This is a genomic window from Streptomyces sp. NPDC091387, from assembly GCF_044756945.1.
Taxonomy (GTDB): Bacteria; Actinomycetota; Actinomycetes; order Streptomycetales; family Streptomycetaceae; genus Streptomyces.
Genome location: NZ_JBIVTZ010000001.1, coordinates 118,207 through 140,359, shown reverse-complemented (window position 1 = coordinate 140,359; position 22,153 = coordinate 118,207). Strand labels below are relative to the sequence as shown.

Below are 22,153 nucleotides of genomic sequence, written 5' to 3'. Positions count from 1 at the left end.
GTAACGAGAACTTGTTCCAGTGGTAGCCCCGAGCACCTGTCCGTTCGGTGCGGGGCGCCGCCCGACGGGTCCCTGGCCGCGTCCGCGAAGTCCCGTCGTACGCCCGGGGCGCCCGACGGGACTTGGCGCACTTCCTAGTCGGCGAGGTCCGTCCAGGCGTTCACGACGTACGACGCGCCCCACGGGTTGGCGGCGACCGAAGCCTGCCCGACCGGGGCCCAGTTACCGAGGATGACGCGCTGCGGAAGTCTGGGGTCCAGCGGGTTGAGCACCGCGTGGATCCGGTGCTGACCGGTACCGCTGGTGCAGAGGCTGGAGAGGCTGCTCCCCGACGAGATCGTGCAGTTGCCGGGCGCAGCCTGGGCGGCGGGCGCCGCGGCCAGCATGATGCCCGCCGCGGCGGCGGCCACGGCCACGGCGGCACCGCGCTTCTTGGACAGGGGCTTCGCGAACATGGGTGACTCCTTCATCCGATGACGATGCGTGAGCGGGAAGAGGGACATGTGCGGGTGGAGCGTCGAGCGGACCGGTCCGGCTTCGATGGACGGGGTCCCGTGGGGTGCCACGGACGCCGGCGGACACCGAGGCGTCGACAAGAGTGGCGAAAGCGGGTGATTACCTGCTTGATCGCCAGTCAAATCCTGCCCAGGCGCGCGGATTCTGGCAAGAGTGTGGCCAGATTTGGTACAGACCAATTGCCGTCCCGTCGGAGGCGTTTGACGTGGGACGGCGCCGAGGCGTCCGGCATGCCGCCCCGGTGCGTGTGGCCCATCCGTGGACTCCTGGAACTGGAACTGGTATCAGTTCTGACATGGAGTCAGATGTGGACCGGGAACAGAGCCCCGGAACGCAGGACTCGGAACCAGTCAACGAGTCGGGTCACATGCCGCGTCGCGGGAGGCAGCAGCCATGAGCGAGCTTGTCGAACACGGAAAACTGTTCATCGGCGGGGAGTTGGTCGATCCGCTCGGGCGGGAAGTCATCGAGGTCATCTCCCCGCACACCGAGCAGGTCATCGGCCGGGTGCCGCACGCCGCCGAGGGGGATGTGGACCGGGCCGTCGCCGCCGCCCGGCGGGCGTTCGACGAGGGGCCCTGGCCCCGGATGACGCTGGACGAACGGATCGCCGTCGTCACCCGGATCAAGGACGCGTTCGCCGTCCGGTACGAGGAGATCGCCCGGGTCATCAGCTCGGAGAACGGCACCCCGTACAGCTCCAGCGTCATGGTGCAGGCCCTCGCCGCGATGATGGTGTGGGACGCGGCGATCACCGTCGCCCGCACCTTCCCGTACGAGGAGCGCCGGGACGGGGCGCTGGGGCCGCTGCTCGTGCGGCGGGAGCCCGTCGGGGTGGTCGCGGCCGTCGTGCCGTGGAACGTGCCGCAGTTCACCGCCGCCGCCAAACTCGCGCCCGCGCTGCTCGCCGGGTGCTCGGCCGTCCTGAAGGTGTCGCCCGAATCGCCGCTCGACGCCTACATCCTGGCCGAGATCGTCGCAGAGGCCGGGCTGCCGGAGGGCGTGCTGTCGATCCTGCCGGCCGACCGCGAGGTCAGTGAGTACCTGGTCGGGCACCCCGGCGTCGACAAGGTCTCGTTCACCGGGTCCGTCGCCGCCGGACGGCGCGTCATGGAGGTCGCCTCGCGCAACCTCACCCGCGTCACCCTGGAGCTCGGCGGGAAGTCCGCCGCCGTGATCCTCCCCGACGCCGATCTGGACGCCGCCGTCGCGGGCATCGTGCCCTTCGCCTGGATGATCAACGGGCAGGCCTGTGTGGCCCAGACCCGGATCCTCGTGCCGCGTTCCCGCTACGAGGAGATGGCCGAGGCGTTCGCCGCCGCCGCCGGTGCGCTGAAGGTCGGCGACCCGCTCGACCCGGCCACCGAACTCGGCCCGCTCGTCGCGCGGCGTCAGCAGCAGCGCTCCCTCGACTACATCCGGATCGGGCAGGAGGAGGGCGCCAAGATCCTCACCGGCGGCGGCCGTCCGGCCTCGCAGGAACGCGGCTGGTACGTCGAGCCGACGCTCTTCGGCGACGTCGACAACTCCATGCGCATCGCCCGCGAGGAGATCTTCGGCCCGGTCATCTGCCTGCTGCCGTACGGCGACGAGGACGAGGCCGTCAAGATCGCCAACGACTCCGAGTACGGGCTCAGCGGCAGCGTCTGGACCGCCGACACCGAGCGCGGCATCGACATCGCCCGCCGGGTCAGGACCGGCACGTACAGCGTGAACACCTTCAGCCTCGACATGCTCGGGCCGTTCGGCGGCTACAAGAACTCCGGTCTGGGAAGGGAGTTCGGGCCCGAGGGGTACGGGGAGTACTTCGAGCACAAGATGATCCACCTGCCCGCCGGGTACGGGGGAGGGGCCTGATGGGTGACCGGTGGAGCGTCGAGGTCGACCGCGGGGTGTGCATCGGGTCGGGGATGTGCGTGAACCACGCACCGGACGGCTTCCGGCTGGACTCCGCCCGGCAGTCGCATCCCGTCGACCCGGAGACCGACGCCAACGAGCGGGTGCTCGCCGCGGCCGAGGGGTGCCCGGTCGAGGCGATCACGGTCGCCCTGGCCGACTCGGGGGAAGTGGTGTTCCCTCCGGAGGACTGAGAGCCGTTCCGCGAACCCCGTGGCCGTTCGGGGTGTGGCCTGCCACACCCCGAACGGGTGGCGGACCGCAGTGACCGGATGGGTGCCGGTGCGACATCGTCACCGGCATGCCCACCACCTCGCGGTCCACCCGCACGCCCGGAACCTCCTCCGGAGCCGCCGCTGTCCCCGCTCGCGCCGTCACCGCGCTCGCCGCCCTCGCCGTGGCCCTCGTCCTCGCCTTCGTCCTCGCCCCCGGCCCGGTGGCGGGGAGCATGCCGGGCGGCGGCTACGGCGATCGGCGCGGCCTCGACGCCCGTCTCTCCGCGTCGTTCGTCGACTACTGGAGATCCGGCGAGCGCGGCTTTCCCCCTGCTCTGCGGGGCGTCGTCGACTACTGGTCCCGCTACCACGTGGTCAAGGCCGTGGTCGCCGCGGTCCTGCTGGCCGTGCTCATCGCGCTCGGCGCGCTGCTCTGGAAGGCGTTCCTGCGGGGCGGCGCGCTCGCGGCGGGAAGCAGGGCCGCTCTCGCTTCCGCCGGGGTGGTCGTCACGGCTCTCGCGCTGTTCTCCCTGGCGCTGGTCGTGGCCAACATCCAGGGTGCGGTGGCGCCCTTCTCCTCGCTGATGCCGATGCTGCCGGTCCGCGCGTCCCACGGAGAACTCGCCGACGTGCTCGACCGGATCAGGCGGCAACTGGCCGGCTACCCGGACGCCGGTGGGGCGACCCCGCCTCCCCTCAGGGTGATGGTCAGCGACTTCGGCCGCTACCACGCGGTGGTGGCCGTGGCCGCGACGCTGGTGGCCCTCGCCCTCGCCGCCCTCGGCGCGCTGGCGTGGCGGAGGTCCGCGGGAACAGCGGCGTCCGACCGGCGGACCAGGCGCGTCCTCAGGTCGGCCGGTCTTCTCTCGGCCCTGTCGGCGGCGGCCGTCCTCGTGATCGCCGCGGCGAACACGGCCACCACGGCCGACCCCGCGCCGGCGCTCCTGGCCTTCTTCGAGGGCGGCTGGTGAGGGGCCCCGCCTCAGGCGTCGAGGTGGGCGAGGACGGCGAGCACCCGGCGGTGCCGCGTGTCGTCGGGCGGCAGGCCGAGCTTCGCGAAGACGTTGCCGATGTGCTTCTCCACCGCGCTGTTCGAGAGCGCCATGCGCCGTGCGAGGGCCGTGTTGGAATGGCCCTCGGCCATCAGCGCGAGCAACTGCCGTTCACGCGCGGTCAGTTTCTCCAGTGGGTCGCCCCGCCGCTGCCTGGCCAGCAACTGCGCGACGACCTGCGGGTCGAGCACCGTGGCGCCACGGGCGACCCGGACCAGGGCGTCCAGGAACTCCTCGACCCTGGCGACCCGGTCCTTCAGCAGATAGCCGACCGCGCCGGAACCGTCCGCGAGCAGATCGGTGGCGTACGACACCTCCACGTACTGGCTGAGCACCAGCACGGGGGTGCCCGGCAGCCGGCCGCGGGCGGTGGCCGCCGCCCGCAGACCCTCGTCCGTATGCGTCGGCGGCATCCGCACGTCGACGACCGACACGTCCGGGCGGTGCGTGAGTACCGCCTCGACGAGGGCGGGGCCGTCACCGACCGCCGCCACCACCTGGTGACCGTCCTCGGAGAGCAGCCGGACCAGCCCCTCGCGCAGCAGCACCGAGTCATCGGCGACGACGATCCGCAGCGGCTCCCGGACCACCGGGCCCCCTGCCGCCGCACCCGGCGCTGTTCCCTCCCCGGTCAGCGGCATGGCAGCTCCGCCGTGACCGTCGTCGGGCCGTCCGCCGGGCTGTCGACCCGCAGCCGCCCGCCGACCGCCCGCGCCCGGTCGGCCAGGCCCCGCAGCCCGTGTCCCTCGGCCGGAACGGCCCCGCCCACCCCGTCGTCCGTCACCCAGACCCGCAGGATTCCCCCGGTGTGACGCATCCCGACCGTGCACCGGCGGGCGTGGCTGTGCTTGGCCGCGTTCGTCAGCGCCTCGGCGACCACGAAGTACGCGGCCGTCTCGACGCCGGGCTCCGGCCGACGGCTCAGGGGTGCGGCGTCGAGCTCGGCGGGCACGACGCTGCGCGCGGCCAGGGCCCGCAGCGCCTCCCGCAGCCCCCGGTCGGTGAGGACCGGCGGGGCGATGCCCCGCGACAGGGCCCGCAGTTCGTCCAGCGCCTCCTGCGTCCGCAGGACCGCGTCGGCGAGCGCGGCCCTGACCAGTTCCGGCTTCCGGTCGAAGTGGTGCTGGGCGCGGCCCAGTTCCATCGCCAGCCGGACCAGCTGCTGCTGGGGCCCGTCGTGGATGTCGCGCTCCAGCCGGCGCAGCGCGGCCGTCTCCGCCGTCACCGCCGCGACGGCCTGCGCGCGGGCGGTGTCGCGCTCCTGCTCCAGCCCGCTGATCCTGCGGTGCAGCGCGGACATGTTGGACAGGAGCGCCTGCCCGAGCCCCGCCTGGGCGGCGACGCACACCCGCGTCACCAGCGGCAGGGTCGACAGCAGCAGCACACCGACCGAGAGGGCGAACGCGACCCGCCCGGACGGTGACGTCAGCCCCAGGCTCAGTGCGACATGGGAGCGGTCGCTGCCCGCGTACAGGGTCATGGGCCGCAGCGAGCCGGGCGCGACCTCGTTGCGCAGGGGGTAGGTGACGGTCGCGACCCCCACGAACCACCACAGCGCCGTCACCACCGAGGTGACCAGGACGACGGGGAGCACCAGCACCGCGTGCGCCAGGTCGAGCCACAGCTCCGGGTCGGCCGCGCCGTCCGGCTCCTTCGCCCTCGGCCGCCGGCCCGCGCCGCCCGTCCTGCCGGTCCCGGAGCGCACCGCGCCGATCCGCCGCCACTCCAGATCGCCGGGCCACCGCGCCAGTGCCAGGGCGCGGGCCGTGACGGGCGAGCCGTTCGGCACCAGCGAACCGGCCGTTCCGGCGCACAGGCCCCCGGCCACCAGCGGCAGACCGGCGGCGGCGCTCAGCGGTGCGGTGAGGAGGTACAGGGATTCCACGAGCGTGCGACGCCCGACGCGGACGACGGGCCCGGCACCCGGCCGCCACCGGCCCGCGGCCACGGAGGGCAACGACTCAGCCATGCCGTCAGCATAATCGCGCTCCCCGGCGGCGCTCCGGCCCGGCAGGGAGCAGGACGGACGGAACACCGGGCGGCCGCGCCGTCAGCGTTCCGGGACACCCGACAGCAGGTGCAGGCGCAGCGCCAGTTGCAGTTCCAGGGCGCGGTCCGGCTCGTTCCAGTCCCGTCCCAGCAGCACCTGGATCCGGTCCAGCCGCTGCACCACGGTGTTGACGTGCACGTGCAGCTCGTCCTTGGCCCGGATCAGGCTGCCGCCCGCGCCGAAGTACGCGCCGAGCGTCCGCACCAGGTGGGTGCCGCGCTGGGCGTCGTACTCCAGCAGCGGCCCCAGCGTCGCCGACACGAAGCCGTCGACGTCCTGCCCGTTGCCCAGCACCACGCCCAGGAAGCCCAGTTCGTCCACGCACGCGCCCTCGCCGGTACGCCCCAGCACCCGCATCGCCCGCAGGCAGCGCGCCGCCTCCGCGTACGCGGCGGCCAGCTCCCGCGGGCCCCGGGCCGGGCCCGCGGCGGCGACGCTGACCGGGGTCTGCGCCAGCTGGCCGAGCTGGGCCGCCGCCGAGCGGGCCACGGTCCCGGCCGCCGGGCCGGAGCCGTCCGCCTCGATCAACAGCACCACCCCGCCCGCGTGTTCGGCGCTCACGCCATGGATGTCCCCGCCGAACAGATAGCGCATCGCGGCCGGGGCCAGCCGCTCCCGCGCGCCGGTCTCCGCGACCAGCAGCAGATGCGGGCGGTCCAGGTCGATGCCCAGCCGGCGGCCGCGCTCCGCGAGGCCCGCCGGGTCGCGGCCGCTGTCCGTCAGCAGGTCGGCGATCAGTTCGCCGCGGATGCGGTTCTCCGTCTCTGCCACCGTGCGCCGCAGCAGCAGAAGGAGCCCGGTGACCACCGCCGACCGCTCGAACAGCCGCCGGTCGGAGTCGTCCAGCCGCCGGCTCCGGTGCAGCACCAGACCGGCGAGCAGCTCCTGCCCGGCGAGCACCGCGCAGACCACCCTCCCGTCGCGGTGCACGGCGCGGGCTCCCGTACGGGACTCCTCCGCTGCCTCCGCGAGCCAGCCGGCGTCCATGCTGTCCGCGGCGAAGCCCGTACCGTCCGGGCGGACCGCCGCCAGCGGGCGCCCGCCCGGGTCGTGGATGGTCAGCGGGGAGTCGAGCAGTCCGGCGACGGCCGCAGCCACGTCCTTGACGTCCCGGCCGCGCAGCACCAGGTCCGTCAGCCGGTCGTGCGACTCCTCGGCCCGCCGCATGGCCGCCGAGTGGGCCCGCACCGAGGCGTTGGCCTCGGCCAGCTCGGCGTTCGCCGCCGCCAGTTCGGCGAGGGCCGAGGTGGTGTCGGCCAGGGCGCGGGCGGTGTCGATGGCGATGGCGGCATGGGCGGCCAGCGAACACAGCAGGGCGACCTCGTCGGGGCTGAAGACCCGGGGCGCCCGGTCCGCCGCGAAGAGGACGCCGATCACCTTTCCCGTGCCCCCGCGGCTGGAGCCGAGCAGCAGCGGCACGCCCAGAATGGCGACCAGGCCCTCGTCCAGGACCCCGGCATTGATGTTGTGGGTGTGGCGGAAGCGCTCGTCGGTGCGGTAGTCGGGGGTCGCGTACGGGCTCGCCGTCTGCGCCACGAGACCGCCGAGGCCCTCGCCGAGTTCGAGGCGCAGCCGCTGGAAGAGCAGCGACACCGATCCGTCGGTCACCCGCATGTAGGTGTCGCCCGCCTCCTCGTCCGGGAGCGTGAGGTAGGCCGTGTCCGTCCCCAGCAGCATCCTGGCCCGCCGCACGATCGCCTTCAGCACGTCGTCCAGATCGCGGGAGGCCGCCAGGTCGCCCGCCGTGTCGAAGAGCGCGGTGAGCTGGAGTTCGCGGCGCCGGTGCTGGCGCAGGGCGCCCCTGATCCGCAGCGCGGTCGCGGTGGCCCGCTCCACCTCGGCCAGCTCGCCCTGCGCCGCCCCGTCGGCCCGCGCCGTCGACAGGACCGCGCCCAGCGCCTCCGCGGGGGCGTCGTCGGCCAGCAGGTCGAAGAGGTGCCGGAGGTGGGGTGCGGCGGAGGGGGACGGTTCAGACATGGCGGCCAGCGTTCGTAGACGGGGGGCGGTGAGGGGGTCAGTTGGCGGTCCAGCCGCCGTCCATGGAGAGCGAGGTGCCGGTGATGTGGCCGGTACGCGGACCGCACAGCCACAGGACGGCCTCGGCGACGTCCGCCGGTTCGATCAGCCGCTTGATCGCGCTGCGCTCCAGCATCACCCGCCCCACCACCTCCTCCTCGGAGATGCCGTGGGTACGGGCCTGGTCGGCGATCTGGTTCTGGACCAGCGGAGTGCGTACGTAACCGGGGCTGACGCAGTTGCTCGTCACCCCGTGCTCCGCCGCTTCGAGCGCCACCACCTTGCTCAGCCCCTCCAGTGCGTGCTTGGCCGTCACATAGGCCGACTTGTACGGGCTCGCGCGCAGCCCGTGCACCGACGAGATGTTGACCACGCGACCCCAGCCGCGTTCGTACATGCCCGGCAGGGTCCGGCGCAAGATGCGGAACGGGGTCTCCACCATGACGCGCTGGATCAGCGCGAAGCGCTCCGGCGGGAACGTGTGGACGGGGGCGACGTGCTGGAGCCCCGCGTTGTTGACCACCACGTCCGCGTGGGCCGGCAGCGTGTCGACGACCCCGGGGTCGGACAGGTCCACCACCCAGGCCGTCCCGCCGATCTCCCCGGCCAGGCTCCTGGCGGCCTCACCGGCCTTGTCCACGACGTGCACATGGGCGCCGGCCGCCGCCAGCGCCTGTGCGCAGGCCCGCCCGATCCCGCTCGCCGCACCGGTCACCAGCGCGGTCCGCCCGGCCAGGAACGGTGCTGCGGGCACCTGCGTCGGTCCGCCGCCCGGGGAGGGGGCGGGGGGCTCGTGATCGGGTCTGCGGGAAGTCTCCATGGCCGTCACCGTAGGTACGCGGCGGCCCGTGTCACACGGGGCCGGTGCACACACCCTCCCGCCCCGGCATGGTGGCGGCGTACATGGTGCGGTGCCCCGCCGGGCGGCCCCGCCGCACGGCCGGCGGCCCGCACAAGGGACCCGCCGCACACACCCCGCACCCGCGGATGTCCGCCTGCCACATGGGCGTACGGCGCCGCTGCTCATAGGTTCCGGCAGCAGCCAGTACCCGCACGTACCGACCAGGGAGGCACCCGTGCGCCCACCGATCCTGAGACGCCTGTTCCGCCGCGTCGCGTCCACGGCCGTCCTCGGCCTGCTCGCGGCCACACTGACCACCACCCCCGCCGCTGCCGCCGGGGGCCTCCAGCAGGTCACCGGCTTCGGCTCCAACCCCGGCAACCTCCAGATGTACGAGTACACCCCCGCCGGCCTCCCCGCGAACGCGCCCCTGGTCGTCGCCCTGCACGGCTGCGCCCAGACGGCCGACGCGTACTACACCAACTCCGGCTGGCCGAAGTTCGCCGACCAGTGGGGCTTCGACGTCGTCTTCCCGCAGACCACGTCCGCGAACAACGCGCTCTCCTGCTTCGGCTGGTTCGACGCGTCCGAGGACAGCCGGGGCAAGGGCGAGGCCGCGTCGATCGTGCAGATGGTGGAGCACGCGAAGCAGAGCCGCGGCTCCGACGGCCAACGGGTGTACGTCACCGGGCTCTCGGCGGGCGGCGGCATGACCGCGGACCTGCTCGCCGCCTACCCGGACGTGTTCGCGGGCGGCGCGGTGGCCTCGGGGCTGCCCGCGCAGTGCGCGACGAGCCAGGCGGCCGCGTCGGCCTGCCAGACGGGCCCGCAGAAGCTCACCCCCGCGCAGTGGGGCGACAAGGTCCGCGGCGCCTATCCCGGATACGGCGGCCCGTGGCCCCGGGTGGCGATCTGGCAGGGCACCGCCGACTACACCGTCTACCCGGCCAACGCCACGGCCCTGCGTGACCAGTGGACGGACGTCTGGGGCATCGGCCAGGCCCCGTCGTCCACCGACACCCTCCCCGGCAACACCGCACGCGCCGTCTACAACGACTCCGCCGGCCGGCCGGCCGTGGAGACGTACACCGTCTCGGGCATGGGCCACGGCCTTCCGGTGGGCCCGGGTACGGGCGCCGAGCAGTGCGGAACGGCGGCCGCGTACTTCCTGAACACGATCTGCTCGACGTACTACACGGGCGTCTTCTGGGGCCTCGACGGCGGCGGCACCCCCGGCGGTGGCGGCGACGGCCGGCTGCCGGCCCCGGCGGGCGTGACGGTCACGGGCGTCACCGACACCACCGCGGCCCTGTCCTGGAGCGCGGTCGAGGGCGCCGCCTCGTACGCGGTGTTCCGCAACGGTACGAAGGTCGCGGCCCCGGCCGGCACGGCGTACACGGACACCGGCCTGACCGCCGGTACCACCTACCGCTACACGGTGGCGGCGGTCGACGGATCGGGGACGGCCGGCACCACGTCCGCCCAGGTGAGCGCGGTCACGACGGGCGGCGCGACCGCCCGGTGCTTCACCGCCACCAACTACGCGCACGTGGCGGCGGGCAGGGCCCGCACCACGGGCGGGTACGTCTACGCCAAGGGCTCGGAGGCGAACATGGGCCTCTACAACGTCTTCGTCACCCACACCCTCAAGGAGTCACCGGCGGGGTACTTCGTGATCGCGGACAGCGGCTGCACCGGCTGATCCGGAACGGCGGACGGGGCCCGGCGGTTCCACCGGGCCCCGTCCGCCGGACGTCAGCCGCCCTGCCGCGCGTACGCCACCAGGCGGTCGGCGATCTCCCGCCCGCCCCGGTCACCCGTGAGCACCGTGTAGTGGTTCACGTCCCGCACCGCCACCGGCGTCAGCCGGGTCCCGGCCAGGTCCGCAGCCGCCAGCCGCCTCTCGTCGTACAGGCCCTGCTCCTCGTCCATCAGGCCGCGCGCCGCCCACAGCAGCGTCGCCTCGACGGGCAGTTTCCGTACCGCGGAGAGCACCTCCGCGTCGAAGAGGCCGATGCCGTCCGTGCGGACCGCCTCGATCCGGCACGTCGAGCGCAGGGCCGGTTCGGCGCCCGTCAGATCGCGCTGGATGTAGGCGTCCACCTCGTCCGACCAGGCGCCCGCGAACGCCGGGTGCGCCTGCCAGAAGGCGCGGTAGGCGGCCCGGTCCGCGAAGGTCATCGACAGCCGGTCCATCGCCGGGCCGATCACCGCCGTCATCAGCTCGTCCGGCGACAGGTGCACGGGCGCCGGGAAGCCGATGCCGCCGTCGACGAGCAGCAGCGGCCCGAAGCGCTCCGGGTGCCGTACCGCGGCGAACGCCGCCACGAACGCGCCCATGGAGTGGCCCGCCAGCACCACCCGGTCCTGGCCCAGCGACTCGGTCAGGGCGGCGACGTCGTCCGCGTGGGCGGCGACGCCGTACGGGCCGGGAAGCCCCGAACTCCCCGCCCTGCCGCGCAGATCCGGGGCGACCAGGGTGACGCGGCCGGCCAGCAGCCGGGCCACCGGGCCCCAGGAGAGCGCGTTGGCCGTGATGCCGTGCAGCGCCACCACCACCGGCGCGGCCGGATCGCCGGCCGGCCAGCGCACGGCCGCCAACTCGCCCCCGGCGACAGGAACCTTGATCTCTTCGTACGGAATCACGGGTTTCCGTTCTCCTTCCGGGGCGGGATCTCCTGTGCGGGCCCGCTTCGGCGCGACGCGGCCAGTCTGGACGGCAGCCGGGCCAGTCCGCCCGGCAGCAGATGTACCACGGCCACGAACAGCACGCCCAGCAGGAACAGCGGCTGGGAGAGCGGGACGCGGAGCACCGCAGGGAGGCCGGCGACCGCGCCCGAGCCGGCCAGGTCGCCGAGCCGGTGGTCGGCCCAGGTGTAGAGGATGCCGCCGACCATCGGGCCCCAGCGGGTCCCCGAGCCGCCCAGCACCACCATCACCAGCAGCGACAGCGTGAAGTCGGACGTGGTCGTCTGCGGGGTGGAACCACCGGTCAGCAGCAGGTGCACGATGCCGCCGAGAGCGGCGAGCGCGCCCGCGAGGACGAAGGCCGTCAGCTTGAATCCGTACGGTTTCAGCCCCAGCACCTCCACCCGGCGCTCGTTCTCCTTGATGCCCTCCCAGACGCGTCCCGTGGGGGAGCGGACCGCCCGGTGGACGACGGTCAGGGTGAGGACGAGGTAGGCCAGTGCGATCCAGTAGAGGTTCGCGGTGTTGTCGATGCCGACGAGCCAGGAGGGCAGCAGATCCGCCGGCGCCGCCCGGCCCTCCTCGCCGCCGGTGACGCCACCGGGGTTGCGGGCGACCAGGATCGAGCCCGCCTGGGCGAACGCCAGCGTCACCATGGAGAAGCCGATGCCGGTGACGCGCAAGCTCACGGAGCCCAGGACCAGGGCCAGGGCGATCCCGAAGCAGAGCCCGAGGACGGCGGCGGCCGCGAAGGGGAGCCCCGCCTCCAGCAGGAACACGTTGGTGGCGTAGCTGCCCGCCGCGAAGTACAGGGCGTGCCCGAAGGAGAGCAGCCCCGTGCGGCCGAGCAGCAGGTCGTAGCCGGTGGCCAGGGCGCCGAACAGCAGGCAGGTGGCGATGAGTTGCAGGCTGCCCGCACTGCCCAGCGGGCCGTCCAGCAGCCCCGGCACGGGCAGCGCGCTGTAGGGCGCCACGGCCAGGACCAGCAGGACGGCGGCGGGCCACCGGTGCAGCAGTCGCCGGGACCGGCCGGGAGGCGCCGGTGCGGCCCTGGGGCTGCCGTCGGTGCGGTCGTGTGTCTCGGTGGCGGTGCTCACGCGAGCCTCCCCGTCAGTCCGCGCGGGCGGATCAGCAGCAGCGCGGCGAGCAGGACGACGACCGCCAGATCGCCGAGACCCGCCGCGGTGTAGTAGTTGGCGAACTGCTGGACCAGGCCGATGACCACGGACGCCACGGCGGCGCCGGTCACCGAACCCATGCCGCCGGTGACCACGACGACGAACGCGAAGATCAGCAGCGAGGTGCCCTGGCGGGGGTCGACCGAGCCGAAGTACAGCCCGCCGAGCGCCCCGCCGAGGGCGGCCGCGCACCCGCCGATCGCGAAGACGAGGGTGAACGCCCTGCGGACGTCGATGCCGAGCGCGGTGACCATCGCCCGGTCCTCGACCCCCGCCCGTACGACGAGGCCGTGCCGGGTCCGGCCGAGGAAGAGCCGCAGCGCCACCAGGACCACGACCGCCGCCGCCACCAGGACGAGCCGGTTGACCGGGACCTGCGCGCCCAGCAGCCCGAAGGTGCCGGACAGCGCCTCCGGGCCGGGGAAGGTCCGGGCGTCAGAGCCCCAGATCCCCGACAGCAGCGCGGGCACCGCGAGCCCCACCCCGACCGTGGCGAGCACCTGCTCGCGCGGCCGGGTGTAGAGCGGGCGGACGACGGCGAGTTCGAGGAGCACGGCGGCGGCGGCGCCCACCGCCGTGCCGAACAGCACCGCGAGGACGAAGCCGGCCCCGCCGGGTCCCGCGCCGGGCAGATGGCCCGACGCCGCCCACCAGGTGCCGTACGCGCCGACGGACAGCAGCGCCCCGTGCGCGAAGTTGAGCACGTCCATCAGGCCGAAGATCAGCGAGAGTCCGGACGCGATGAGGAAGTAGAGGGCTCCCAGACCGAGTCCGGTCATGGTGAGCAGCACGAGGGTGGACATCAGGAATCCGCCTCCACGGAGAGTGCTTCCGCGGCCGGCCCGTGCCCCACACCGAGCAGTCGGCGGGCCGCCTCCGCGTCGCCGAGCAGCGCTGCGGCCGGGCCGCGGTGGGCGGTCCGGCCGTCGGCCAGGACCACGCAGTGCTCGGCGAGCCGGCGTACGACGGCGAGGTTCTGCTCCACGAGCAGCACCGGCACCGCCTCGGCGGCCCGCTCCAGCACCTGCGCCACCTCGGTGACCACCTTCGGGGCCAGGCCCTTGGTGGGCTCGTCCGCGATGATCAGCCGGTTGGCGTTGAGCAGGGTGCGGCCGATGGCGACCATCTGCTGCTGCCCGCCGGAGAGCGTTCCGGCCAACTGCCGTGCCCGTCGCTTGAGTTCGGGGAAGAGTTCATGCACCAGGGAGTAGTCGGGGCCGCCCGCGCCGCGCCGTTCGGCCAGGCGCAGGTTCTCCGCCACGGTCAGCCCGGCGAAGACGCCCCGGTCCTCGGGGGCGTATCCCACACCCCGCCGGACCACGGCGTGGGTGGGCAGGGCCACGGTCTCCTCGCCGTCCAGCAGCACACTGCCGCTGCGCGGGACGAGGCCCAGGATGCCCCGTACGGTCGTGGTCTTCCCGGCGCCGTTGCGCCCCAGCAGCGCGGTCACGCCGTGGGCGGCGACGTCCAGGTCGACGCCGTGCAGGATGTGCCGACCGCCGATCAGGACCCGCAGGTCCCGTACGGCGAGCAGGGTCCGCTCGCTCACAACCCCTCCCCGAGGTAGGCCTGTTGCACGGTCGGATCGGCGGTGACGGCCTGCGGGGTGTCCAGGGCCAGCAGCCGGCCGTGATGCATCACCGCGAGCCGGTCGGCCAGGCCCAGGAGCACGTCCATGTGGTGCTCGACCATGAGGACGGTGCGCCCCTCGTCCCGGTGCAGGGTGCGGATCAGCTCGGTCAGCGCCGGGACCTCCTCCGCGCTCACCCCGGCCATCGGCTCGTCGAGCAGCATCAGCCGGGGCTCGCCCACCAGCAGCACGGCCAGCTCCAGCTTCCGCTTCTCGCCGTGCGACAGCTCGGACGCCGTCGCCCCGGCCCGGTGGCCGAGACCGGTGCGCTCCAGTACGCCCGCCACCTCCGCGGTGTACGGGTCGGCGCGCCGCCAGAGCCGGTACGAGCCGCCCCGGGCGGCCTGCGCCGCCAGCCGGACGTGGTCGGCCACGGTCATGGCGGGCCAGAGGCTGGACGTCTGGAACGTGCGGCCGATCCCGCGCCGGGCCCGCACGTGCGCGGGCCGGCCGGTGATGTCGGAGCCGTCCAGCGTGACCGTGCCGGCGGTCGGCATGACCGTCCCGCTGATGAGGTTGAACAGGGAAGTCTTTCCCGCCCCGTTGGGGCCGATGAAGGCGAGGAACTCGCCCTCGCGGACGCCGAGCGTGATGTCCTGGAGGATGGTCGCGCCACCGATGCTCCAGCCGAGTCCGTCCAGCCGGAGCACGGGGGCCGCGACCTCCGCCCGGCCGTCCCGGCGCCCGAGGGTGTGCGGTGCGGTCATGGTTCAGCCCGCCGAGGGCTTCACGGGCGGCGCCACGGCGTCCATCGGCTCGGTGTCCAGCAGCTCCGGTTTCGCGGCGGCGCCCTTGCCGGTCAGCCGGGCCACGAACATCGGCTGCACCAGGGCGTGGTCCTCGGCCCGGACCCGCGTCCTGCCCTTCACCCCGTCGAAGGTCCAGCCCTCCAGGGCCTTCACCATCGCGGCCGGGTCCGTGGCGCTGCCCTCGGCCACGGCGTGCACGATCATCTGGGCCGCGGTGAAGCCGTCCGGGGTGAACAGGTCGGGGGTGCCGCCCGCCTTCGTCACCGAGCCGAGCATGGCCTTCTCCGCGGCGCTGCCGCCGCCCGCGCCGGGGAAGTAGTGGGCGAGGAACGACACCTTGGCCCCGGCCGTCCCGAAGACCGGGTACGAGGCCGTCCCGGCGAGCCCGGTGACGACCTTGGCCGCGCCCAGCACGCCCTGCTGGTCCAGCGCGGTCCACAGCGCCGGTGCGGTGGAACCGGCCCAGGCCACGAAGACCAGATCCGGCCCGCCCGCCTTCACCTGCCGGGCGAACGGCGTCAGGTCCGTCGCGCTGGGCGGCGCCAGTACGGAGCCCACCTTCGCGCCCTTCGCGCCGAGCACCGCCTTCACCGCGGCCACGTTCGCCTGGCCGAACGTGGAGTCCTGGGCCAGCACCGTGACCTTCTTGCCCTTGGCGTCGCCGAGCATCGCCCCCGCCGTGAGGATGTCCTGGTAGGACTGGCGGCCCGAGCGGAAGGTGTAGCCGTTGATCCCGGTCACCGCGTCGGTGGCGGCCGGCCCGTTGATGAACAGCACCTTGTTCTGGGCGGCGAGCGGCGCCATCTGCAGGGCGACGCCGGAGTCGGTGGTGCCGGCCAGCACCTTGTAGCCCTTGCCGATCAGGTTCTTCGCCGCGGAGACCGCCTTGCCGGGGTCGCCCGCGTCGTCCTGCTCGGTGACCTCGATGCGGTGGCCGGCGACCTTGCCGGTGCCCCGGGTGGCGTAGTCCAGGCCCGCCATGAAGCCGTCCCGGTACTGCTTGCCGTAGTCCGCGAGCAGCCCGGTCCTGGAGTAGACCAGGCCGACCTTCACGGCCGAGCCGCTGCCGGACTTCCCGGCCCCGGAGTCGGCGCTGCCCGCCTTGCCGGCGGCGCTGCACCCGGTCAGCAGCAGACCGGCGGCGGCCAGTACGGCGATGGCGGACAGGGCGGTGGGCCGGGCGGTGCGGGCGGCTCCGCCGGCTCCAACGGTTCTGTTCGTCCTGCTGGCCCTGCTGGATCTGCGACGCATGGTGACCGGCTCCTCGGCGAGTTCCTGTGATGTCGCCGAACCGTATGAACACCGTGCCGTCGTCGATATGGTGCAGGGCACCTCACCTGACGGGGGACCCATGTGGGTGCCGTACATGGGCAGGACCCCGACCGGGGCGGGGTCCCGCGGGAGTCAGCGGACCGGGCCCTCGGCCGTCAGGTCGATCAGCCGGCACACCGTCTCGATGTCTATCTTCACCTGGGCGATCGACGCCCGGCCGGACAGCCAGGTGATGAGCGCGGAGTGCCAGGTGTGCTCGATCACCCGGACGGCCGAGAGCTGCTCCGGCGTCGGGTGCTCAAGTCCCATCGAGTCCAGGATGATCGCCGTCGTGAGGCGCGAGACGGTGTCCACCTCGGGGCTCACGCTGCGGTCCGCGAACGTCAGCGCGCGCACCATCGCGTCCGCCAGGTGCGGTTCGCGCTGGAGCGCCCGGAACGCCCTCATCAGGGTGTCGGCGACCCGGTCCGCCGCGTCCGCCCCGGCCGGCGGACGTTTGCGCAGGGTGCCGTGCATGTGCTGGAGCTGGTCCTGCATGGTGGCGACCAGCAGATGGACCTTGGACGGGAAGTAGCGGTACAGGGTGCCCAGGGCGACTCCGGCGGCCTCCGCCACCTCACGCATCTGGACGGCCTCGAAACCGCCTCTGCTGGCGAGCTGCGCGCTGGCGTGCAGGATGCGGCGGCGGCGGGCCTCCTGGCGTTCCGTCAGGGGCGGCGATGCCGGTCTGGCTTCCGCTGTCATGTGTCCCATCCCCGTGGCTTCTGACCGCGACCGCGAGGACGCGGCGGCCGGTCCGGCGGCGCACAGCATGCCAGGGTGTGTGTCGTGGCGCGAATCACCTGATCCGGCCGTTGCACCGACGCTACCTGCCGGTAGATTCGTAGCTCATTGAACGATCCGGTCTATAACTTGTTCTAGATTAGCGTGAGCGGTTACGCTCCGGCGAACACGCAGTGAGAAGGGGGCCGAGTGTGACCGCTGAGGCCATAGAGTCGGGCCCCCGTGCGGGCGTCGGTACGTCGGACACGGAGACAGGGCCCGAGGGCGACCGGCCGTTGCGCATCGCGCTCCTCACCTACAAGGGCAACCCCTTCTGCGGCGGCCAGGGCGTCTACGTGCGTCACCTCGCCCGCGAGCTCGCCCGACTCGGCCACAGCGTCGAGGTCATCGGCGCCCAGCCCTACCCCGTGCTCGACGAGGGCGTCCCGCTCACCGAGCTGCCCAGCCTGGACCTCTACCGGCATCCCGATCCGTTCCGCACGCCGAAGCGCGGCGAGTACCGGGACTGGATCGACGCCGCGGAGGTCGCCACCATGTGGACCGGCGGCTTCCCTGAACCGCTCACCTTCAGCCTGCGGGCCCGGCGCCATCTCGCCGCCCGGCGCGGCGAGTTCGACGTCATCCACGACAACCAGACACTCGGCTACGGGCTCCTCGGCGACCTCGGCGCGCCCCTCGTCACCACGATCCACCACCCCATCACCGTCGACCGGCGACTCGACCTGGACGCCGCCCCGACCCGCCGCCGCCGCGCCTCCGTACGCCGCTGGTACGCCTTCACACGTATGCAGAAGCGGGTCGCGCGCCGGCTGCCGTCCGTGCTCACCGTCTCCGGCTCCTCCAAGCAGGAGATCGTCGAGCACCTCGGGGTGAGCGCCGGCCGCGTCCACGTCGTGCACATCGGCGCCGACACGGACCTGTGGTCGCCCGACCCCGCCGTCGAGGAGGTCGAGGGCCGGATCGTCACCACCTCCAGCGCCGACGTACCGCTCAAGGGCCTCGTCCACCTCGTCGAGGCGCTCGCCGTACTCCGTACCGAGAACCCCGCGGCGCACCTCGTGGTCGTCGGCCGGCGGGCCGAGGACGGGCCGGTCGCGCAGGCCATAGAGCGGCACGGGCTCGGGGACGCCGTCGAGTTCGTCAAGGGCATCAGCGACGCCGAACTCGTCGACCTGGTGCGCGGCGCCCAGATCGCCTGCGTCCCCTCGCTGTACGAGGGCTTCTCGCTGCCCGCCGCCGAGGCCATGGCCACCGGCACCCCGCTCGTCGCCACCACCGGCGGTGCGATCCCCGAGGTCGCGGGACCGGACGGCGAGACCTGTCTCGCGGTGCCGCCCGCCGACGCCGGGGCCCTGGCCGACGCGCTCGGCCGGCTGCTCGGTGACGCCGCGCTGCGCGAGCGGCTCGGGGCGGCGGGCCGCGCACGGGTCCTCGCCCGGTTCACCTGGAAGCAGGCGGCGATCGGTACCGCCGCCCGCTACCGGGAGGCCATCGCCGCCCGCGCCGCCACCGGACCCGACGGCCGTCGGTGACACCGCCCCACCCCTGACGTCTCCGCTCTCCCGCCCCCTTCGAACCCCCGACCGCGAAAGCAGGCATTCGTGCTGACCGTGGACTTCACCCGCTTCCCGCTCGCCGCAGGCGACCGAGTGCTCGACCTGGGCTGCGGCGCCGGACGCCACGCCTTCGAGTGCTACCGGCGCGGCGCCCAGGTGGTGGCTCTCGACCGGAACGGTGAGGAGATCCGCGAGGTCGCGAAGTGGTTCGCCGCGATGAAGGAGGCAGGGGAGGCCCCGGAGGGCGCGACCGCCACCGCGATGGAGGGCGACGCGCTCAACCTGCCGTTCCCCGACGAGTCCTTCGACGTCGTGATCATCTCCGAGGTGATGGAGCACATCCCCGACGACAAGGGCGTGCTCGCCGAGATGGTCCGGGTGCTCAGGCCCGGCGGCCGGATCGCGGTCACGGTGCCGCGCTACGGCCCCGAGAAGGTCTGCTGGACACTCTCCGACGCCTACCACGAGGTCGAGGGCGGCCACATCCGCATCTACAAGGCGCAGGAGCTCCTCGGCCGGATGCGCGGCGCCGGCCTCAAGCCGTACGGCACCCACCACGCGCACGCGCTGCACTCGCCGTACTGGTGGCTCAAGTGCGCGTTCGGCGTCGACAACGACAAGGCGCTGCCGGTGCGGGCGTACCACAAGCTGCTGGTCTGGGACATCATGAAGAAGCCAATGGCCACCCGGGTCGCCGAGCAACTGCTCAACCCCGTCGTCGGCAAGAGCTTCGTCGCCTACGCGACCAAGCCGCACCTGCCCGCCGTCCCGGCCACCGACACCCCGGCGAAGGCCGACGACTCCGCCAAGGCCGAGGCGTGACACTTCCCGAGCGGACCGAACACCTTGTGCTGCCCGGAGTGCTCACCGCCGGGCAGGCGACCGAGACCGTCGCCGCGCTGCTCGCCGTGCAGTGCGAGAACGGCGCGCTGCCCTGGTTCCGCGGGCACCACCTCGACCCGTGGGACCACACGGAGGCCGCCATGGCCCTGGACGCCGCCGGCGAGCACGACGCCGCCGCACGCGCCTACGAGTGGCTGGCCCGCAACCAGAACGGCGACGGCTCCTGGTACGCCGCCTACCACGACGGCGACCCGCGGCAGCCGACCGACCGCGCTCAGGAGACCAACTTCTGCGCGTACGTGGCCGTCGGCGTCTGGCACCACTACCTGGCCACCGGCGACGACGCGTTCGTCGACCGGATGTGGCCCACCGTCTTCGCCGCCGTCGAGTTCGTGCTGCGGCTCCAGCAGCCCGGCGGCCAGATCGGCTGGAAGCGGGAGGCCGACGGCACCCCGGTCCAGGACGCGCTGCTGACCGGCTCCTCCTCCGTCCACCAGGCGCTGCGCTGCGCGCTGGCCATCGCGGAACGCCGCGAGGAGCCCCAGCCCGACTGGGAGCTGGCCACCGGTGCACTCGCCCACGCGATCCGCAGCCATCCGGAACGCTTCCTGGACAAGAGCCACTACTCGATGGACTGGTACTACCCGGTCCTCGGCGGCGCGCTCGACGGACCGGCGGCCACCAAGCGGATCGCGGAGGGGTGGGACCGCTTCGTCGTCCCGGACCTGGGGGTGCGCTGTGTGCTGCCCAACCCGTGGGTGACGGGCGGCGAGAGCTGCGAACTGGCCCTGGCGCTCTGGGTGATGGGCGAGTCCGACCGGGCCCTGGAGGTCCTGCAGTCCATCCAGCACCTGCGTGCAGAGGACGGGATGTACTGGACGGGGTACGTCTTCGAGGGCGACCGGGCGTTCTGGCCGGAGGAGCGCACGGCCTGGACCGCCGGTTCGCTGCTGCTGGCGGTGGCCGCGCTCGGTGGGGACGAGGCGACCACCGCGGTCTTCAGCGGGGAAAGGCTGCCGAAGGGGCTGGAGCCGGACTGCTGCTGACGTCCCGCCCCGGCTTCCTCAGCGTCGGATCCGGCCGGCCACCGCGTGCCCGATGAATAGGTACACGACCGCTGCGAGGCCGTATCCGGCGACGACATTGGCCCACGTCTTGTCGAACGTGAACAGGTCGTAGGACCAGCCTGCGAGCCAGCGTGCCGTGTGCCGCACGAACTCGACCAGGTCATTGCCGCGGTGGGCATCGAGCAGGTACATCAGGATCCACAGGATGATGATGAAAGCCATGATGTCGGCCACGACGGCTATGACGCGTGCTGCGGTGCTGCTTCCGTTGCCTCTTGAGTACGCCATGGACACCGGATTGCCAGTTTCCGCCGGGTGAAACCCGGACGGCGTACCCGGGTGGCGGACCGTCCGGGCCGGGGCAAGCCTGGCGGGGGAGCGCCGAGCCCGGCGCCCCGTCGTGACGTGCCCGGTCAGGGAGGCCCGCCGTGCCCCGTTCCGTACCGCTCCGCCGCCTGGTCGTGGCGCTGCTGCTGTCCTGCACCGTGCTGGTGGGTGCCACCGCGTGCGGCGGTGACGGCGACAGCTCCGCGAGCAGCTCCGCGTCGCCCACCGGTACGTCCTCGGCCCAGGCGCAGAAGTTCGCCAAGACCCGTTTCGTCACCAACGCGGGGCTGGCCGCGGGCGCCACGTACCAGTGGATCGTCAAGCCGTACCGCGCCGGCAAGTTCAAGAAGGGCGCCGACGGCCGGACCTTCGCGCTCGTCAAGGCCGGACTCGCGGGCGGCTTCGCCTACAACCGGCTCAAGGCCGCCTCCGACAACGCCAAGGGCGACCCGCTCCTCTCGAAGGCCGTCGCCCCGCTGACCGCGGGCATCACCTCCCTCAAGGGCCTCGCCGGCAAGCTCGGCAAGGGCGAGGCGGGCGACGGCGACATCGGCGCCTTCGAGAGCGTCATCAGCGGCATCAAGGACGCCGGGAAGAGCGCGGGCGCCGAGGTGAAGGACAAGGTGCCGTCGACCTCGCAGCTCGGCGGATAACCCGTGGGGGCGCGGCTCCGCCCCCGATCAGGGTGCGGCAATGAGCCTTCTTTCCCATGAGCGATACTGCGACGAAATCGTCCTGAGGACGCAGGAGTTGAGGGCTACCGTGAGCGGCGCGGACCTCGACGCGACCGTACCGACCTGCCCCGAGTGGACCCTGCGCGACCTCGCCGTCCACGTCGGCGGCGCCCACCGCTGGATCGGTGAGATCGTGCGCACCCGGGCCACCGAGGTGGTGCCGGACGAGAAGGTGCCGCACTTCACCCCCGACGGCGACGACCCCGCCGTGCTGGACGCCTGGCTGGCGGAGGGGGCGGAGCTGACCGCCGGGGCGCTGCGGGAGGCGGGACCCGGGCTGAAGGTGTGGTCCTGGTTCCGGGACCACAGCACCGGGTTCTGGGCCCGCCGCATGGTGATCGAGACCGTCGTCCACCAGGCGGACGCGGCCCTGACCGCGAAGGTGCCCTATGCGATGGCGGCCGACCTGGCCGCGGACACCATCGACGAATGGCTGGAGATCGTCGCGTTCGTCCAGGCCGCCGGGGACGACCCGCAGGCGGCGGAGCTGCGCGGCGCGGGACGCTCCATCCATCTGCACGCCACCGACGCCCCCGGCGCCGAATGGCTGATCGAGTTCGGCGAGGACGGCTTCACCTGGCGCCGCGCGCACGAGAGGGCGACCGTGGCGCTGCGCGGGCCGCTCACCGATCTGATGCTGGTCTTCAACCGCCGCCTCGCCCCGGACAGCGACCGGGTGGAGATCCTGGGAGACGCGGCGCTGCTGGACTTCTGGCTGGCGCGGTCGTCCTTCGGCTGAC

At 73.3% G+C, this 22,153-nt stretch carries 22 protein-coding genes; 9 read left to right on the top strand and 13 right to left on the bottom strand.

What is annotated here, in order from left to right:
• Positions 1–134: 134 nt before the first annotated feature.
• The gene (locus ACIQM0_RS00700) at positions 135–455 is read right to left on the bottom strand and encodes a hypothetical protein (RefSeq protein WP_401281918.1); all 321 of its coding nucleotides are present in this window, start codon (positions 453–455) and stop codon (positions 135–137) included.
• Positions 456–909: 454 nt separating this feature from the next.
• On the opposite strand from ACIQM0_RS00700, the gene ACIQM0_RS00695 reads away from it, so the two are divergent.
• The 3 genes from ACIQM0_RS00695 (at position 910) to ACIQM0_RS00685 (ending at position 3,598) form a co-directional block, all read left to right on the top strand.
• Complete coding sequence (locus tag ACIQM0_RS00695; protein ID WP_401281915.1) at positions 910–2,373, top strand: aldehyde dehydrogenase; 1,464 nt, start codon at positions 910–912, stop codon at positions 2,371–2,373.
• Positions 2,373–2,606: a ferredoxin gene (locus ACIQM0_RS00690; RefSeq protein WP_123526301.1), complete on the top strand. Its 234-nt coding sequence runs from the start codon at positions 2,373–2,375 to the stop codon at positions 2,604–2,606. Before ACIQM0_RS00695 ends, ACIQM0_RS00690 begins: the two co-directional genes overlap by 1 nt.
• Before the next feature lie 107 nt (positions 2,607–2,713).
• On the top strand, positions 2,714–3,598 hold the full coding sequence (locus ACIQM0_RS00685; RefSeq protein ID WP_401281913.1) for a hypothetical protein: 885 nt from the start codon (positions 2,714–2,716) through the stop codon (positions 3,596–3,598).
• Positions 3,599–3,609: 11 nt separating this feature from the next.
• Here ACIQM0_RS00685 and ACIQM0_RS00680 read toward each other — a convergent pair whose 3' ends face one another.
• From ACIQM0_RS00680 to ACIQM0_RS00665, 4 genes are all read right to left on the bottom strand, one after another.
• Positions 3,610–4,254 carry a response regulator gene (locus ACIQM0_RS00680; RefSeq protein ID WP_401283348.1) on the bottom strand — a complete coding sequence of 215 codons (645 nt, stop codon included), beginning with the start codon at positions 4,252–4,254 and terminating at the stop codon, positions 3,610–3,612.
• Positions 4,255–4,310: 56 nt separating this feature from the next.
• A complete protein-coding gene (locus ACIQM0_RS00675; protein WP_401281910.1) occupies positions 4,311–5,648 on the bottom strand; it encodes a sensor domain-containing protein in 1,338 nt (445 codons plus the stop codon).
• An 81-nt stretch (positions 5,649–5,729) separates the two neighbouring features.
• Positions 5,730–7,706 (bottom strand): helix-turn-helix domain-containing protein, encoded by a 1,977-nt coding sequence (locus tag ACIQM0_RS00670; protein WP_401281907.1) that lies wholly within the window; start codon positions 7,704–7,706, stop codon positions 5,730–5,732.
• Positions 7,707–7,743: 37 nt separating this feature from the next.
• Positions 7,744–8,565, bottom strand: a complete 822-nt coding sequence (locus ACIQM0_RS00665) for a 3-hydroxybutyrate dehydrogenase (protein ID WP_401281904.1) — start codon at positions 8,563–8,565, stop codon at positions 7,744–7,746.
• 256 nt (positions 8,566–8,821) lie between these two features.
• Between ACIQM0_RS00665 and ACIQM0_RS00660 the strand changes: the two genes are divergently transcribed.
• Positions 8,822–10,288: a PHB depolymerase family esterase gene (locus ACIQM0_RS00660; RefSeq protein WP_401281901.1), complete on the top strand. Its 1,467-nt coding sequence runs from the start codon at positions 8,822–8,824 to the stop codon at positions 10,286–10,288.
• Between the two features lie 53 nt (positions 10,289–10,341).
• Here the strand turns inward: ACIQM0_RS00660 and ACIQM0_RS00655 are convergent, their stop codons facing one another.
• From ACIQM0_RS00655 to ACIQM0_RS00625, 7 genes are all read right to left on the bottom strand, one after another.
• Entirely contained in the window at positions 10,342–11,232 is an 891-nt protein-coding gene (locus ACIQM0_RS00655) for an alpha/beta fold hydrolase (RefSeq protein WP_401281898.1), read from the bottom strand.
• On the bottom strand, positions 11,229–12,371 hold the full coding sequence (locus tag ACIQM0_RS00650) for a branched-chain amino acid ABC transporter permease (protein WP_401281895.1): 1,143 nt from the start codon (positions 12,369–12,371) through the stop codon (positions 11,229–11,231). Before ACIQM0_RS00650 ends, ACIQM0_RS00655 begins: the two co-directional genes overlap by 4 nt.
• On the bottom strand, positions 12,368–13,255 hold the full coding sequence (locus ACIQM0_RS00645; protein ID WP_401281892.1) for a branched-chain amino acid ABC transporter permease: 888 nt from the start codon (positions 13,253–13,255) through the stop codon (positions 12,368–12,370). The genes ACIQM0_RS00650 and ACIQM0_RS00645 overlap by 4 nt, the downstream gene beginning before the upstream one ends.
• On the bottom strand, positions 13,255–14,001 hold the full coding sequence (locus ACIQM0_RS00640) for an ABC transporter ATP-binding protein (RefSeq protein WP_401281889.1): 747 nt from the start codon (positions 13,999–14,001) through the stop codon (positions 13,255–13,257). The genes ACIQM0_RS00645 and ACIQM0_RS00640 overlap by 1 nt, the downstream gene beginning before the upstream one ends.
• Complete coding sequence (locus ACIQM0_RS00635; RefSeq protein WP_401281887.1) at positions 13,998–14,789, bottom strand: ABC transporter ATP-binding protein; 792 nt, start codon at positions 14,787–14,789, stop codon at positions 13,998–14,000. The genes ACIQM0_RS00640 and ACIQM0_RS00635 overlap by 4 nt, the downstream gene beginning before the upstream one ends.
• Positions 14,790–14,792: 3 nt before the next feature.
• Positions 14,793–16,082 carry a substrate-binding domain-containing protein gene (locus ACIQM0_RS00630; protein WP_401281885.1) on the bottom strand — a complete coding sequence of 430 codons (1,290 nt, stop codon included), beginning with the start codon at positions 16,080–16,082 and terminating at the stop codon, positions 14,793–14,795.
• A gap of 153 nt (positions 16,083–16,235) precedes the next feature.
• The gene (locus tag ACIQM0_RS00625; RefSeq protein WP_362958820.1) at positions 16,236–16,847 is read right to left on the bottom strand and encodes a TetR family transcriptional regulator; all 612 of its coding nucleotides are present in this window, start codon (positions 16,845–16,847) and stop codon (positions 16,236–16,238) included.
• A gap of 230 nt (positions 16,848–17,077) precedes the next feature.
• Here ACIQM0_RS00625 and ACIQM0_RS00620 point away from each other — a divergent pair, with 230 nt between their 5' ends.
• The 3 genes from ACIQM0_RS00620 (at position 17,078) to ACIQM0_RS00610 (ending at position 20,331) form a co-directional block, all read left to right on the top strand.
• A complete protein-coding gene (locus tag ACIQM0_RS00620; RefSeq protein WP_401281882.1) occupies positions 17,078–18,418 on the top strand; it encodes a glycosyltransferase family 4 protein in 1,341 nt (446 codons plus the stop codon).
• A gap of 69 nt (positions 18,419–18,487) precedes the next feature.
• Positions 18,488–19,264: a class I SAM-dependent methyltransferase gene (locus tag ACIQM0_RS00615; protein ID WP_401281879.1), complete on the top strand. Its 777-nt coding sequence runs from the start codon at positions 18,488–18,490 to the stop codon at positions 19,262–19,264.
• A complete protein-coding gene (locus ACIQM0_RS00610; RefSeq protein WP_401281876.1) occupies positions 19,261–20,331 on the top strand; it encodes a prenyltransferase in 1,071 nt (356 codons plus the stop codon). Before ACIQM0_RS00615 ends, ACIQM0_RS00610 begins: the two co-directional genes overlap by 4 nt.
• An 18-nt stretch (positions 20,332–20,349) precedes the next feature.
• On the opposite strand, the gene ACIQM0_RS00605 is transcribed toward ACIQM0_RS00610, so the two are convergent.
• Positions 20,350–20,640 (bottom strand): hypothetical protein, encoded by a 291-nt coding sequence (locus ACIQM0_RS00605; protein WP_401281873.1) that lies wholly within the window; start codon positions 20,638–20,640, stop codon positions 20,350–20,352.
• 140 nt (positions 20,641–20,780) lie between these two features.
• Between ACIQM0_RS00605 and ACIQM0_RS00600 the strand changes: the two genes are divergently transcribed.
• Both ACIQM0_RS00600 and ACIQM0_RS00595 read left to right on the top strand, forming a co-directional pair.
• On the top strand, positions 20,781–21,332 hold the full coding sequence (locus ACIQM0_RS00600; RefSeq protein WP_401281872.1) for a hypothetical protein: 552 nt from the start codon (positions 20,781–20,783) through the stop codon (positions 21,330–21,332).
• Positions 21,333–21,372: 40 nt separating this feature from the next.
• Positions 21,373–22,152 carry a maleylpyruvate isomerase family mycothiol-dependent enzyme gene (locus ACIQM0_RS00595; RefSeq protein WP_401281869.1) on the top strand — a complete coding sequence of 260 codons (780 nt, stop codon included), beginning with the start codon at positions 21,373–21,375 and terminating at the stop codon, positions 22,150–22,152.
• The last annotated feature ends 1 nt before the right edge of the window (position 22,153 follow it).